At 55.5% G+C, this 15,382-nt stretch carries 8 protein-coding genes and 1 pseudogene; 6 read left to right on the forward strand and 3 right to left on the reverse strand.

From position 1 onward, the window contains the following. The first annotated feature begins 140 nt into the window (after window positions 1-140). From VKV18_RS13540 to VKV18_RS13560, 5 genes are all read left to right on the forward strand, one after another. Window positions 141-1,643, forward strand: coding sequence for a phenylacetate--CoA ligase family protein (locus VKV18_RS13540; protein WP_345786422.1), 1,503 nt, complete (start codon window positions 141-143; stop codon window positions 1,641-1,643). Between the two features lie 222 nt (window positions 1,644-1,865). Beyond that, complete coding sequence (locus VKV18_RS13545) at window positions 1,866-4,184, forward strand: DUF1549 and DUF1553 domain-containing protein (RefSeq protein ID WP_324204722.1); 2,319 nt, start codon at window positions 1,866-1,868, stop codon at window positions 4,182-4,184. Window positions 4,185-4,236: 52 nt separating this feature from the next. Then, window positions 4,237-5,562: a DUF1501 domain-containing protein gene (locus VKV18_RS13550; protein ID WP_324204723.1), complete on the forward strand. Its 1,326-nt coding sequence runs from the start codon at window positions 4,237-4,239 to the stop codon at window positions 5,560-5,562. Between the two features lies 1 nt (window position 5,563). Then, window positions 5,564-7,252 carry a c-type cytochrome domain-containing protein gene (locus VKV18_RS13555; protein WP_324204724.1) on the forward strand — a complete coding sequence of 563 codons (1,689 nt, stop codon included), beginning with the start codon at window positions 5,564-5,566 and terminating at the stop codon, window positions 7,250-7,252. A gap of 49 nt (window positions 7,253-7,301) precedes the next feature. Continuing rightward, window positions 7,302-9,437, forward strand: coding sequence for a PPC domain-containing protein (locus VKV18_RS13560; protein WP_324204725.1), 2,136 nt, complete (start codon window positions 7,302-7,304; stop codon window positions 9,435-9,437). Window positions 9,438-9,495: 58 nt separating this feature from the next. On the opposite strand, the gene VKV18_RS13565 is transcribed toward VKV18_RS13560, so the two are convergent. Both VKV18_RS13565 and mscL read right to left on the reverse strand, forming a co-directional pair. Beyond that, window positions 9,496-10,767, reverse strand: a complete 1,272-nt coding sequence (locus VKV18_RS13565) for a hypothetical protein (RefSeq protein WP_324204726.1) — start codon at window positions 10,765-10,767, stop codon at window positions 9,496-9,498. 185 nt (window positions 10,768-10,952) lie between these two features. Beyond that, window positions 10,953-11,375, reverse strand: coding sequence for a large conductance mechanosensitive channel protein MscL (mscL, locus tag VKV18_RS13570; protein ID WP_324204727.1), 423 nt, complete (start codon window positions 11,373-11,375; stop codon window positions 10,953-10,955). 243 nt (window positions 11,376-11,618) lie between these two features. Here mscL and VKV18_RS13575 point away from each other — a divergent pair, with 243 nt between their 5' ends. After that, entirely contained in the window at window positions 11,619-12,728 is a 1,110-nt protein-coding gene (locus VKV18_RS13575) for an ankyrin repeat domain-containing protein (protein ID WP_324204728.1), read from the forward strand. A gap of 1,332 nt (window positions 12,729-14,060) precedes the next feature. Here the strand turns inward: VKV18_RS13575 and VKV18_RS13580 are convergent. Beyond that, window positions 14,061-15,382 (reverse strand): annotated as a pseudogene (locus VKV18_RS13580) (DNA-directed RNA polymerase subunit beta'); the annotation flags it as partial.

Raw genomic sequence — 15,382 nt, forward strand, 5'->3', positions numbered from 1 at the left:
ACAGGGCTTCTAGGAAGGAGGAGGCGGTTTATCCACTCTACCTTTAGGCAGGGGGTCTCACGCCGCAATTTTATGAAGGAAATTGCGAACCGATAGTGCAATTAGATGTTGCGACCGCCGATTCGTGGGAGGACTACACAATGTCGCTTGAGGCGCGACCGGAAAATGTGCTCACAGCCTATCGCGAGTTTCTTACAACTCCACTCGATGAACTTTTGGCGCCAAAACCTCAAACACCCGAAGAGCACGTACTGCGGCTATTTCACGATACGGTGGCCCATGTTCCTGCCTATCGGCGATTCTTGAACGATCAGGGCATCGTTCGCGTACAAACGTTTGAAGATTTTCAGCGACTTCCCGTGCTCACAAAGCAAAACTACATCCTTCAGAACCCCCTCGATGATCTCTGCCGCAACGGAACGTTTATCGAATGCGACATGATCGCCACCTCATCCGGCTCTACCGGCAAACCCTGTATATGGCCGCGCTTTCTTACCGATGAGCTTCAGATCGCCGTGCGCTTCGAGCAAATTTTTCGCGACAGTTTTTCTGCCCACCAAAAGCCCACCCTTGCAGTGGTCTGCTTTGCGCTTGGCACCTGGGTTGGTGGCATGTACACAACGGCGTGCTGTAGGCATTTAGCTGCAAAAGGTTATCCTATCACGGTAGCCACACCCGGTAACAATCTCGAAGAAATCTTTCGGGTGGTACGCGAATTAGCGCCCTATTTTTCGCAAACGGTTCTCTTAGGTTATCCTCCGTTCATCAAAAACGTGGTGGATCAAGGACTGGCTCTGGGTATAGAATGGTCGCATTACGCCATCCGATGGGTCACTGCCGGCGAGGTTTTTAGTGAGGAGTGGCGCAGCCTTATCGGAGAGCGCGTCGGTTCGACCTCTCCTCTTACCGATTCGGCCTCTCTCTACGGCACCGCCGATGCCGGGGTGCTTGCCAATGAAACCCCGCTCTCCATCGCCATTCGGCGTTGGTTTGCAGATAACCCCAAAGCGGCAGAACAGATTTTCGGAGAGTCGCGCCTGCCAACTCTCGCCCAATACGATCCCTATACACGCTTCTTTGAGTGTAGCGAGGGGAAACTCCTGTTTTCCGGCAACAACGGCATCCCCCTTATTCGCTACAATATCCTCGACACAGGCGGGGTGGTTCCCTTTGAAAAGCTCATGGCCTTTCTACAGGATTGGCGCTTCGACCCCCTCCGCGAATTGGCCACATGTGGGTTGACATATCGCAAACTTCCCTTTGTCTACGTTTTTGGGCGTTCCGATTTCACCCTTTCCTACTACGGCGCCAACATCTATCCGGAAAATGTAACCGTAGGGTTGGAGCAGGAGCCGATTAAACACTGGGTTACCGGCCGCTTCGTGATGGAGGTTCGCGAAGATGCCGATGCCAATCGCTACCTCCATGTCGCAGTGGAGCTTGCTCCTCATAAAACCCCCACAGAAGAGATGATCCCTCAAATAGCCGCTTCGATTCGCCAGCAGTTGGAGCGGCTGAATACCGAATTTGCCAATTACGTGCCAGAACATGCACGCACACCAGAGGTAAGCCTGCATCCTACCGACGATCCAGCCTATTTTCCGAAAGGGGTCAAACATCGCTACACGCGTGGTATCGGCTAAGGCGCCTCCGTATATTTCAGAGAACGGCCTGCCGAAAATGGAGATAGCACAACCTTTCACCAAGCAAAGGCTCTGAGAAATACCGGTTTATCAAAAATTTTGCAACAACGGTGCTGCGGGGTTGTCTAAATTTGTGTCATAAAAGCAGGCCGAGCGGCCTATAATGTGCTATTCTTAATGAAGGCGGTTCGTAAAGATCGCTCCTGCCAAAGGAGAAACGCGATGAGACACAATCTGCTCGTAACGCCCTCTTTCTGCCGAGCCTCAGCACTTGGGGGTCTGTTGTTTTTGCTTGGTGGGTTTCTATCGCCGGCTTTCGCGGTGCCGCGCAATCTCTCGCCTAGCAGCCAACTGCACGTGCAGTCCCATCTCCCTGCTGGCTACGTTAGCTTCGTCAACGACGTGGAGCCTACCCTTACACGGCTTGGATGCAATCAGGGCGCTTGCCATGGCTCTCAATATGGCAAAGGGGGGTTTAAACTCTCCCTTTTTGGCACCGATAGTGATCTGGACTACATCGCCTTAACCCGTCAGGCCAAGGGGCGACGCGTGAATGTGGCCGACCCCATCCACAGCCTTATTCTGCTTAAGCCCACGATGACGGTTCCTCATGGAGGCGGCCGGCGCCTTATCCCCGGTTCCAGCTACTACTACACTCTCCTTCATTGGATACAAGAGGGCGCCCCCGGCCCGAACCCAAATGAGCCGAAGCTGGTCTCCATTGCGGTATCGCCCTCCGAGAAAGTGGCCTACAAAGGGAGTCCTCCTTTTCATATCATCGTAAAAGCAACCTACAGTGACGGCTCTGTGCGTAATGTCACCTCGCTGGCAAACATCAATACCATTGACGATGGGGTGGCCTCCTGTACGCCAGACGGAGTGGTACGCGCCGTGGGCAGCGGACAAACGCCGATTATGGCACGCTTCGGCGGACTGGCCACCGTGTGTATTGTCATGGTTCCTTATCCTAGCCACACTCCTTACACGCCTCAGACCGCAGGCTACCATGCCAACCCGGCCGACCCCGATCAGAAAATCGTCGATGAGATTGATGCGCTCGTAGAACAGAAGCAGAAAGCGCTGCACCTCTCTCCCTCCCCCATCTGCAGCGATCGCACCTTTATCCGCCGCGTTTTCTTCGACCTCATCGGAACGGCACCAAGCCCGCGTGAAATCGAGGAGTTCGTCGCCAGCAAAGACCCCAATAAGCGCGCACACCTCATTGACACGTTGCTGAATCGGCCGGAATATGCCGACTACTGGGCGCTTAAATGGGCCGACCTGCTCCGCGTAAATCGCAATGACCTTCAAGTGAAGGGCATGTGGAGCTTCGACAACTGGCTTCATAGTGAAATCCAGCAAAACGTCCCCATTGACCAGATGGTGCGCACCCTTATCTTAGCCGAGGGCAGCACCTACACCAATGGGCCGGCCAACTTTTATCGCGTCTCCCACGACCCTTCCGAAATGGCCGAGACCACAAGCCAAGTGTTCCTAGGCGTGCGATTGCAGTGTGCAAAATGCCACCATCACCCCTTTGAGAAGTGGAGTCAGGAGGACTATTACCGTTTTGCCGCCTTCTTTGCCCGCATCGGTCAAAAGGGCAGCCAAGACTTCGGTATCTTCGGAAACGACACGGTTGTCTATGTGCGTGACGATGGAGAGGTGGTAAATCCCGCCACCGGCAAGGTAGCCCCTCCCGTTCCTCTTGGCGTTCATTTGGCCGCACTGGAAAAAGATGGTAAATACAACCCAGATGCCACCGGCGACCGACGCCTTATTTTGGCTAACTGGATCACAAGCCCTCAAAACCCATGGTTTGCCACCAACTGGGCTAACCGCTACTGGGCCTACGTCATGGGTACCGGCCTTGTGAACCCCATTGACGATCTGCGCGTTACCAACCCACCGACCAACCCGCCTCTGCTCGACCTATTAACGCATACCCTGCTTCAGTTTCACTTCGATGTGAAGCACTATCTGCGCGTGCTCTGTCTCACCCGAACCTATCAACGTAGCAGCCGGGCCACGGTGGATAACGCCAAAGATACCCTCTTCTTTACACACTACGTGCCGAGGCGACTACCTGCCGAGGTGCTTTCCGACGCTATAGATAAGGCTTGCGGTACCACTCCGCATTTCGGTGGGCTGCCCGCCGGTATCCGTGCTATAGACCTGCCCGACCCAAACGTCGGCTCTGACTTTCTCAATATCTTCGGGCGGCCACAACGCTTGACCTCCTGCGAGTGCGAGCGCAACGAAACCCCCAACCTTTCGCAAGCCCTCGAGCTGATGAACGGGAACGATATCAACAATCGAGTCGACTCGCCGGATGGGCGCATCGCCAAACTCATCAAATCGGGAGCATCCGATAACACGATCATCAACGATCTCTATCTCGCTACGTTGGGGCGCTTACCTACCCAGCGCGAAAGAGACATCATCTTAGGCGCCCTTATCTTCAGCGAGCATAGAGAGCATGTCTTCCAAGATGTACTCGCCACGCTGCTTGGCACAAAGGAGTTTATCTTCAATCACTAAAACAAACGGCCTTCAGGCCGTAACCCTGCTAAGTGCAGAGGAGGTTGAAACCATGATAGAGATCGAACTAGGTAAACATCGAGATTGTGACGGCATTACTCGTCGGGACGTGCTCCGCATTGGAGCCTTGTCGGTGTTGGGTTTGACCATGCCAGACCTGTTTCGCGCCGCCTATGCCGAGAAGGTATTGACGGGCAAAACCAACATCAAAGACATCTCCTGCATCCTGCTGTGGATGGGAGGAGGGCCAAGCCACATAGACACCTTTGACCCCAAACCGGATGCTCCACAGGATATTCGCGGCCCATTTGGTGCCGTTGCCACGAATGTGTCGGGCATCCAAATTGGGGAGCACCTGCCAAAGCTGGCCAGACATGCGGATAAGTTCTCCATCGTTCGTTCCGTCACCTCACCGGATGGAACCCATGAAACGGCCACAAGCTACCTGCTTACCGGCTATCCTTTCTCAAGAGCCATCGAATATCCGGGCTACGGTGCCGTTGTTGCCCGCGAAAAGGGTTACCAAAACGCCATGCCGCCCTTCGTCTCCTTCGGAGGACTTCAATTTAACCACGGCGGCGGGGGCTACATGGGCGATCAGTACAATCCCTTCATCATCAACGGCGATCCGAACAACCCCGGCTTTACCGTAAACGACATTACACCGCCTGGCGGGATCGATCAGGCGCGTATGGAGCGACGTCAACTGCTGCGCACCGCACTCGACGATTGGCAACGAAACACGGAGACGGCGGCCCCGGCAGCGCTCACGATGGATGAGTTTTATCAAAGAGCCTACGCGCTGGTTACCTCGCCTGCCGCGAAAAAGGCGTTTAACCTCCACGAAGAGCCTGATAAGCTGCGCGATGCTTACGGACGCAACTACTTCGGCCAATCGTGCTTGTTGGCACGGCGCCTAGTAGAAGCCGGTGTTCGCTTCGTGCAGATTAATTTCGGTGGTTGGGATACCCATCAAAACAACTTCGAGTGGCTGAAGAACAACATGCTGCCCCCCTTAGATGCCGGCTACTCCGCCCTGCTGGAAGACCTTCACAACCGCGGCATGCTCGATACCACCCTCGTGCTGTGGATGGGCGAGTTCGGCCGAACACCGCGCATCAACTCCGCCGCCGGCCGAGACCACTGGCCTAACGCCATCAGCGTGTGCATGGGTGGTGGCGGTATTAAGACAGGAATCGTCGTCGGCAAAACCAACGAGCGAGGAGAGGCTCCCGTAGAGCGGCCGGTTCGCGTGGAAGATGTCGCGGCCACCATCTATACGGCCTTCGGCATTGACTATAACAAAGCTTATATGTCGCCACAAGGTCGCCCGATTAAGATCAACTATGATGGGACGCCGATCCAAGAGCTTCTCTAACGTGCAGCGTTATTTCTGGTGGATACAACTGTTAGGAGGGTGGCTTCTGCTGTGCCTGTTCGCAGGGCATGGGCAGAGCCTTTCTCCTGCAGCTTCTCCCACTTATGCCGATATTGCGCCTATCCTTAAAGATCGCTGCATCGTTTGCCATAGCCAGCAAAACATTAAAGACGTTTCCATCTCCGGTGGCCTGGCGCTCGATAGTTATGAGGCTATTCGGAAAGGGGTGGTTGTTGGGAAACCTCATGCCATCCTCATTCCGTTTAAGGCCGCGCAAAGCGCCATCGTTCGGCGTATTAAAGCCACAAGCCCTACCCTCCTGATGCCGAAAGGCGGTCCACCGCTGCCTCCTAATCAGATAGCTCTCATCGTGCGATGGATCAACGCCGGTGCTCCTTTAGGGACGGTGAAAGCCACCACCTCGGTACAAAACGTGAAGGCGGCTTTTGCACTACGTCCCTTGCCTCCGGCTCCGATGCGCCTCTTTACCTATCTTCCCACACACATCAAGCCGCCGATTACCCTGCAGACGGAAGATAAAAACGAAACTTTGGAATACGCCCTGCATGTGGGGCCCCTTCCTCCTATCGGAGCGCTCGCTTTTAGCAACGACGGCAAAACACTGGCCATCGGCACCTATCGCGCCGTTGTGCTCTGGGATGTCAGTAACGCCAAACCTTTAGGCTGTCTGCGCGGGCTTTCCGGACAGGTGCTCTCTCTGGCCTTCCATCCTTCCGGCAAGTTCCTCGCCGTGGCCGATGGCATCTCCGGCATGATCGGCGAGGTGCGCATCTTCGACCTAGAAACCGAGCAGCCCACCCAAAACCGTTTTCAACAAGAGCCAGATCAGATCACAAGCCTCGCCTTTAGCCCCGACGGCAATCGCTTGGCCATAGGAACCCAACGACACGATGTGCGCATCTACGATTGGACATCCGGCATCCTGCTCAAAACCTTCTCCGACGCGGGTGACCCTGTGACCAAAGTGCGCTTTTCACCGGATGGACGCTATCTGTACGCGGCCAGCATGGATCACAACATCCGCCGCTACGATCTGAACACCGGTAAGTTAGACCATCTGTACGGCGGGCCGGAGGATGGTGTTGTTGGCCTCGCCGTTCTGCCGGATGGGCATCGTTTTATCTCCTCTAGTTCCGCCCAACGCCTTCGTTGGTGGAACGCCGACAACGGCAACACCGATCGCTTCGTCTATGGCGTTAACGGCCCTGCCTACGATATCGCCATCAGCGCCGACGGACAGCGTGTCCTCACCACCTCCTCCGATGGCACCGCCCGCGTCTGGAACGGCAACGGGGATTTCCAGCGCGGTTTGGAGGGGGGAAGAGACTGGCTCTACGCCGCCGCCCTTACGCGCGATGGCAAACTGGCGGCCGCTGCCGGAGCGAGCGGCATCTGTTATCTTTGGGACGCGAACTCGGGAAGGCATTTGGCCAGTATTGTGGTCTGGCCTGAACAGCACCAGGTGCAGTGGTGCATCGTTACACCGCAAGGCTACTACGCGGCCTCACCGGATTGGGAAGGGAGCATCGAACCCGCCCTTCACGAGCAGCTGCTCCATAAGCAGGAACTTACCCTTCAAATACGGAATCTAGATCAGCTCGATCAGGTTCAAAAAGTCTGTCAGGGAACCGATCTGCCGGTTGCTTCGATCACAACGGCTGAACGCTAGAACGGTCTTAAATGCAAATTCAGCAAAGAATGCCAAGAGGAATGCGGCTATGAAGCGAATCGTTCTTTACGGTCTGATCGCCCTACTTTTCTTATCCTCTTTTATGAAGGCACGTGCTCAGACCTCTTTCCCCATGATCTTCTCCACTTTTCCGCTGGCCGTGGAGCGAGGAAAAACATCGGATGTCACCGTTAACGCCGATGCGGAAGGGGCTAACCTCTACGGAGCCTACAAGGTTATGTTCGATGACCCGCACCTTTCTGCCCAGATCGTGCCGCCGGAGAAGGGCTGGCCGCCTATAGACCCCAAAAACCCAGATAAGATTCCTCAGGTAAAAAGCGTGACGATGCGCGTTACCGTCGCTCCCGACGCCCCACTCGGTCTCCATGAGTTTCGCATCGCCACCCCGCATTTTGGCATCTCAACGGTAGGCCAGCTCTATGTCGCCCGCCACCCCATTGTGCTGCAGCAGGTGCCGAATTATGACATCGAGCATGCCCAACGCATCGAGATTCCCTGCGATGTGGACGGAGTTATCAACAGCCCCACCGCTTTTCAGTTCTATCGCTTTCATGTCAACGCCGGGCAACAGGTGGTTTTTACCATCCTTTGTGCACGTGCTGAGAACAAAATTCACGGATTACAGCAACATGCCGATCCCATTCTCACCCTATGCACCCCAGATGGTGTAGAAATAGCCGAAAACGACGACTACTACGGCCCCGACTCGCTGTTGGCCTATCGCTTTGAAAAATCCGGCGACTATCTTCTCAAAGTTCGCGATGTGAACTACGATAGCAACCCTCACTGGGTATTTCATCTCATCATCACCACAGCGCCCTATGTGATCGCCGTCACGCCCTGTGCGGTAACGGCCGGGCAAACGGCTACCCTGAACGTGGAGGGGTACAACCTGGGCGATACGAAAACGGTCACCCTATCCATCCCTTCCAACCTACCGGATGGTATCTGGAGTACCCCGCTCTCCTTCCCTAATGGAGAATCGAACCCGGTAAAGCTGCTTGTCACTCACCTGCCGGTCACCACGGTAGAGGCCTCTGCCTTTCAAAACAGTTCGGACTCACCGTTGGCGGGCGCCAAACCGATAACCGTTCCTTGCTGTGTTTGCTCCTGGATCGCCTCCGCGAATCAGCTGCAGTCGTTCACCTTCCATGCCACAAAGGGAGAGAACTGGAGCTTTGAGACCACGGCGGAACGGCTCGATTCCCGCATGGACACGATGCTGCGTCTGTTTGATGCCAAAGGCAATAAGATCGCGGAGAACGACGACGCGCCCGGCCTTGGCACCGATTCGCACATAGATTGGACGGCCCCCGCCGACGGGGACTACACCATTCAGGTGAGCGACCGGACGGGACAATACGGTACCAACTGCTACTATGCGCTCACAATGGCTCCGAACAGACCCGATTTTGCCCTCCGTCTCGACCCCGATCGGGCGATGATCGCCCCTGGCAACCGAACGGCGTGGTTTGTGCTGCTCGACAGAAAGAACGGTTTCAACGGCCCTGTCACCATCTCCGTTCAAGGGCTGCCGGCCGGCGTAACCGCCTCTCCTCTCACCATTCCTCCCGGAATCGGGCAAGGTGTTATTCTGCTCTCTGCCGATGCGGGGGCCAAGCAGGATGCGGCGCTCCTTAAGGTGGTGGGCACCGCTCAAATTCCTGTCGGCCCCAACGGCCAGATGGAAACGGTGACCAGACAAGCCCAAGATCAAACCGAAATCTACATCCCTGGCGGTGGGCGCGGCCTCTACCCCGTGGATACCGCAGGGGTCGCCGTCACCGATCCTAACGACCTTACCGTTACCGTTGCCAACCCTAACATCACGCTGCAGCCGGGCGGCACGGCCAAGATCGAGGTCACCATCCAACGACGTCCCGACTACAAGCAGCCGGTTACCCTCGACCTGCGCGTTAACCATCTCGGTGCCATCTACACCGATCCGCTTCCGCCTGGAGTGCACATCGAGAGCGACGCGGTGACCATTCCGGCCGATCAGAATAAAGGGGTGATCACCATTAAGGCCGATGCCAACGCGCCACCCATTTCCAATTGGCCCCTGGCTGTGATGGCCAACGTCAGCGTTAACTTCGTGATGAAGGTTTGGTATGCAGCGCCTATCTTTCTTACCGTCGAGCCGAAACCGGGGATGAAGAAGTAGTCTTCCACAACGTGCCAAAAGAACGAAGGGGTATATCTATCTCTTTACACGCCATGATCTACTTCTTGATGGAGGCCAGGTGGTATTTGTCGGCCATAGCCTTGACGCTCTCATCGGTTATATCAAAGCGCCAACGACGAAATAGGGGTACCAGGTCTACTTTCGCCTCTTGGTTCAGGATCGCCACGATCAGCGATATTTTGTCCTCTGCTGTTGATGGAGGCTTTAAGCCTTCCGCCTTCAAACGCTGATATACACGGAAAAAGCCCTTGAAGACATCCCAGCCATAGACAACCTGGATGCTCTGAAAGAGCGCGTGCATATCGTCGGTACCTATAGATTGCCAGTTACGCGCGGAATCGCTTAGATAGCCTTCTCCGTTGACAAAGTAGTACTTGAGAAGGAGGTCTTCACCTGTCATAGGAATGTTATGCTCTCCATTCGGCAGTGGATAGCCATCGGCATAGTGCCATCGAACCAGAATGTTGGAGGGGATATGGGTGAGCGCATAGGTCAGCTTGAAGTTCGCCCAAAACTCCGCCGCAGGGCCGTTCCAGATGTACCACTGCCCAATGCCATCGTCAAAGTCGTGCCCCATCTCATGAACCCAACCAAAGGAGATGATACCCTTGTTGAAATCCTCTATCGTGCTGCCTACATAGTCGGTATTAAGCGTAATGCTTTCACCGGCATAAGCCCAGTAGGGGTTGGGAGGTGCCTCCGTGTAGATGATTCGGCGGCCTTGGTAAGGCGTATTGCCCGTTAGGTCGCGCATGGCTTTATAGCAGTCGTCCATCCAACTTAAGGCGCGATGCACCGATGGGAACGCTTTATAGCGCGACTTCATGAGCCGACAGCCCACATAGCGGCTCGTAACCAGCACAAGCGGTTCGGGCAGTTTGGCCACAGGGACGGCGAACAGATAAGGCCGTTGGTAGGTCTTCCCACCGTCCTCTATCTCCACCGTACCGGCCACAAATGGAGTGAGCGCTCCTGCTTTTTGGGCAACATCTTGAGGGAGATAGCCGACCTGATCGAGGTTGTAGACGGCATGAGGATTGAGAGATTTCTGAATGTCCCCTCCCCATTCCTCTGGGAGCGCGGTACCGTTGATCTCCCAGTGGGCAGTCCATTTAACAAGAGTGATAGGGTGGTTTGTATTGTTTGTGATGGTAATTCGGTAGTTGCCGTAGCCTCCTGCCATCCATCCTGAACGGATGAGATTCACAGCCTCCACCGTAACATCAGGATTCTGTTTAGCCCACGTTTTGCCTGCAAGAAGGGCTATGTTAAGGCAAAACAAAGTGAGAGTGAATAGGTAAGTTTTCATAAATTCATTTGCCCCACTGAAAGAAAAGGATGCTGTCATCTAGCGTGACAGCATCCTTATTTTACCCTTTTTAATCGGTTTTCAATCCGTACCAGGCACAAAGAGCCGCTGTAACTACTTAAACATCTAGAGATAGATTCTTCTATCTAGTGACCAAACGTTAGCGAGAGCGAGATTCGGTTTTTCTACTTATTGGAGGCCTGTTGCTGCAGGATGTTACGAATATCCTCTAGCAGGACCTCCGTTTTGGTAGGGCCGGTTTGTGGTGCCAGCGCCTTAAGGTACTTGCTTAGCGCCCGCGCGATAAGAAATACCACGAAAGCGACGATGAGGAAGTTGATGATATCGGTGATGAGGTCTCCGTAGCGCAACACCGCCCAACCTCTGTCGCTGATCTCTTTCGGTGTCAGCCCCCGAATATCATGCCCGCTAAGGTTAATAACCATATTCCGAAAGTCTATTCCGCCGGTGACCAGCCCAATGATGGGGGAGATGATCCCCTGCACAAAGGTTGTCACAACCCGTGTAAAAGCCGCTCCGATGATAAACGCAACCGCCAAATCCACGATATTCCCACGCGAGATGAAATCCTTAAAGTCTTTCCACATTCCTTTTTTCTACCTCCATACACGTTTCTTTGGTTGATACGACGCTGTTGTTGTTATGAGAAGTTCAGGGAAAGCCTGTCTCAGAGGAGTTTCCACGTTGGAGGAAGCCTTTCAAAAAGCTCCCTCCCAACACCGTGTTGCGGCTAGAGTATACCCAAAACGCTCTGCGATGGCCTACCGGTTCTCATTCAAATTAATCCTCCCCACCCCGTCGAAAAATAGAGGTACAATACGCTTTTGGAAATGAAGCGGCTTGTATTTGGACTTACTCTCGTTGGGATCATCTTTGGAGCAGGGCTTTGGATGTGGCATCGGTATCGCCTTGCTTCGACGATGAAACGTCTTATGATGGCCATCGAGACCGACGATCCGCGCGCGCTGCAAACGTTGCTGTCGCAAAACCCTCAAGCCGTAAACCTAACGACTACCGACGGTGTCCCACTCCTTCTAGAAGCCACTCTTGCCAATCGCTACCGCATTGTGGCGCTTCTTTTAACGCGCTATCATGCCGACCCTAATGCAACCGATGCTGACGGGGAAACGCCCCTTGAGATAGGTGCCCAATGGGGCAATACCCACCTCGTGCGCCTTTTGTTGCGCTACCACGCCAACCCCAACCGGCCCGATGCAAAAGGGGTAACCCCTCTCTACTGGGCTGCGGATAAGGGCAATCTTGCAGTGGTACGGCTGCTGTTGAGGGCTAAAGCCTCGCCCAACATAGGGGACTATAAACGCCAAACTCCTCTTCACATCGCCGTTATGCACCGGCAGCTTGCTATTGTAAAGACGCTTTTAGCGGCGGGGGCTTCGCCAAACAACCCCAACGATCACGGCGACACGCCTCTCCATGTCGCAGCCGCCATAGATGATCCCAAAATCGTTCATCTGTTGCTGAAAGCCCACGCCGACATCGAAGCACGCAATGGCTCAGGCCAGACGCCTTTGATGGTTGCTATTGAGAGCGATAATGTGGCAGCCGCCAAGGTATTGCTTCAGGCAGGAGCCTCTGTGGAGGCGCATGATTCTAAAGGCGATACTCCCTTGATGCTTGCCGTTTCCTTAGGCGATGTTCCCCTCGCCAAGCTTCTGGTGCACTTCGGCGCCCACCTAACCGACACGAACTTACAAGGGCAGACACTGCTGCACTTGGCGGCCCGTCGGGGGCATTTGGCGATGGTGAAATGGCTGCTTCATGAGGGCCTGAACCCCGGTACTTTGAATGCCGACGGGCAGACTCCACTGCAGCTTGCGATGGACAACCGCTTTTATGACGTTGCCCACTGCCTGAAAACGGCTACTCAGATCGCGAATCATCCCTCTCTTACCGGCAAAATAGACTTTTTGGCGCCTTAGACATGCTTTTCTGAAGGGGGAGTGGAAGCCGATAAGCAAGTTTGCAAGCTGATAAGCAAGTCTACCCTGCTCGCCCCCTATCCCCTCCTTTCCGTCCTCGCGGACAGAAACGCAGCGATCTTAGCAGACAGCAACGCAGCGGCCAGAGAGATAGCCGATGAAGGGAATAAAACTGGCCGCTGAGATGCTCACCGCGAGGTGCCCCTCTCCCTGATAGGGGGAGGGGAGTGGGGGTGGGGGCTTGAAGAGCCGGCAAGAGAGACGCCTTTCATTTCTCGTGAGATAGACGCCTGTCATTTCGAGCCGCAGGCGAGAAATCTTGAATTTCCATTCCCACCGGTTCTGAGAGATGGGGGTGGGGCTGTCAATCTCACGGTTCTAGAGGCAGTTAGCAAAGCAAGCCTCTCATGTTCGCCCCCTATCCCGTCCTTTCCCCCGATTCGGGAGAAAGGGGGCGGTTGTGTTGAGTTTCCGAAGGGAAGATTATCATAGAAAACTGCCGATAAACTTGCTGGTCTCCCCTCTCCCTGATAGGGGGAGGGGAGTGGGGGTGGGGGCTTGAAGAGCCGGCAAGAGAGACGCCTTTCATTTCTCGTGAGATAGACGCCTGTCATTTCGAGCCGCAGGCGAGAAATCTTGAATTTCCATTCCCACCGTTCTGAGGGGAAGGGGGAGGGGCTGCCAATCTCGCGGTTCTAGAGGCAGTTAGCAAAGCAAGCCGGCTTTGTTCGCCCCCTATCCCCTCCTTTCCCCCGATTCGGGAGGTGCTAGCGCACGGCGATGCAGCGGCCTGAGAAAGAGGCGGTTAAGACAACCTCTCTGGCCGCTGAGGGGAAGGGCGTCGGCCTTGAGTTGCCCACCGCGAGGTGCCCCTCTCCCAAATTGGAGGAGGGGAGTGGGGGTGGGGACTTGAAGAACCAATGATACGACCGTCATACCGATCCGAAAGCGAGGTAAACAACTGTCATTTCGAGCCGAAGGCGAGAAATCTTGAGTTTTCCATTCCCACCGGTTCTGAGGGGAAAGTAGAGGGACGACCTGGTGGGCCGTCCCTCTACCGATCTCCTCACATGAGAGGCTAGTTTTCTTCTTCCTGGCTCTCCTGCAGCTCTTCGGCGGGCACGATGTCCTCGGAGATGTCGTCTAGGTCTTCCACGCCAATCGTCTTCAAGACGGCAGAGGCCTCCTCCTGGGTATAGCGCTCCGGCTCCTCCTGAGGAAGTTCGGCACCCTCTTCGGTAATGGCCTTCGCCAATCGCTCTGCCTCTCGCTTGGGCGGCTCGATAACGATCGGGCTGCCGTCTGCAGCGGCCACCTCGAGGCTTCGGTAGTGCGCGAGGCCGGTACCGGCGGGAATGAGACGCCCGATGATGACGTTCTCCTTCAAGCCCACCAGCTCGTCCTTCTTGCCGCGTACGGCGGCATCGGTCAGCACCTTCGTGGTCTTTTGGAACGAAGCGGCGGAGAGGAAGCTCTCGGTCGCCAGGGCGGCATCGGTGATGCTCAGCAGTACCCAGTCCGCCGTAGCCTCCTTAAGGCCCAGCTTTCGCACCCGGGCGTTCTCATCCTGAAACACGAACTTATCCACGATCTGTCCGATGAGGAATCGCGTATCGCCCGGATGGCGCACTTTGCGTTTGCGCAGCATCTGCCGCACGATCACCTCGATGTGCTTGTCGTTGATATCTACCCCTTGTGCCTTGTAGACGGCTTGTATTTCGCGCACAAGATAGTCTTGCACGCCACGCGGGCCTTGCAGTTCCAGCACCTTGTGTGGGTCTAGCGGGCCATCGGTGAGGCGATCGCCGCGCTCCACATGTTGTCCCTCCTCCACAGCCAAATCGCCGCGGTAGGGCACCAGGTAGGAGTGCAGCACTTTAATTTTCTTCAAGCCTGCATCCCATATCTTGCGTAGCTGCTTATCGGACAGCAGCTCCCACATTTTGGCGATCGGATCGCCCGTGTCAGGATCGAGAATATCCTCACCGGCGATGGGGTCTGTACCTAGGCCGTAATGTGGCAAATCTTCGTGCAGTTCCACCTCGGAGCGGATGTAGACCTTACGCGCCCCTTCGCTGCGGATGGCGACCACTTCGCCAGCGTACTCGGTAACGATGGCGCGCCCTTTGGGACTACGTGCCTCGAAAAGCTCGCTGACGCGCAGAAGCCCGCGCACCTGGTCTTCCAACACCTTCAGCATCGCTTGGATAGAGGCTCGCCGTTCGCGCTCGGAGCCACCCGTCTCCTCGAGGTTAACGATGCCCTTTTGGATATCGTCGTGAAGTTCGCGCAGGGTAGACTGACGACGCTGCTTAACGTTGGCCACGCCTGTTAGGTACTTACCGGCAACGCCACCTGTGTGGAAGGTACGCATGGTGAGCTGCGTGCCCGGCTCCCCGATGGACTGCGCCGCGATAATTCCCACGGCCACCCCGATCTCAACGAGCCGGCCGGTGGCCAGGTCGCGCCCATAGCAGTGGGCACAAACCCCCTGACGCAACTCACAGTTCAATACGGAGCGCACCGGTACCCGCAGAGAGCGGGTGATCTCGTAGATATTGGAAGCCAACTCGCCGCGCTTTGCCCGCGCTCGCGTTACCCCGCGATCCACCAGTGCCTGCGCTTCGTCAACCGTCATCAGATCGCCTTCACGC

Source organism: Chthonomonas sp., from assembly GCF_035294505.1.
Taxonomy (GTDB): domain Bacteria; phylum Armatimonadota; class Chthonomonadetes; order Chthonomonadales; family Chthonomonadaceae; genus Chthonomonas.

Bases quoted from the DNA above. Each gene is read 5' to 3' on its own strand.
- VKV18_RS13560 (WP_324204725.1), top strand. From the start codon at position 7,302: ATGAAGCGAATCGTTCTTTACGGTCTGATCGCCCTACTTTTCTTATCC.
- VKV18_RS13565 (WP_324204726.1), bottom strand. From the start codon at position 10,767: ATGAAAACTTACCTATTCACTCTCACTTTGTTTTGCCTTAACATAGCC.
- VKV18_RS13545 (WP_324204722.1), top strand. From the start codon at position 1,866: ATGAGACACAATCTGCTCGTAACGCCCTCTTTCTGCCGAGCCTCAGCA.
- VKV18_RS13550 (WP_324204723.1), top strand. From the start codon at position 4,237: ATGATAGAGATCGAACTAGGTAAACATCGAGATTGTGACGGCATTACT.
- VKV18_RS13575 (WP_324204728.1), top strand. From the start codon at position 11,619: ATGAAGCGGCTTGTATTTGGACTTACTCTCGTTGGGATCATCTTTGGA.
- VKV18_RS13540 (WP_345786422.1), top strand. From the start codon at position 141: ATGTCGCTTGAGGCGCGACCGGAAAATGTGCTCACAGCCTATCGCGAG.
- mscL (WP_324204727.1), bottom strand. From the start codon at position 11,375: ATGTGGAAAGACTTTAAGGATTTCATCTCGCGTGGGAATATCGTGGAT.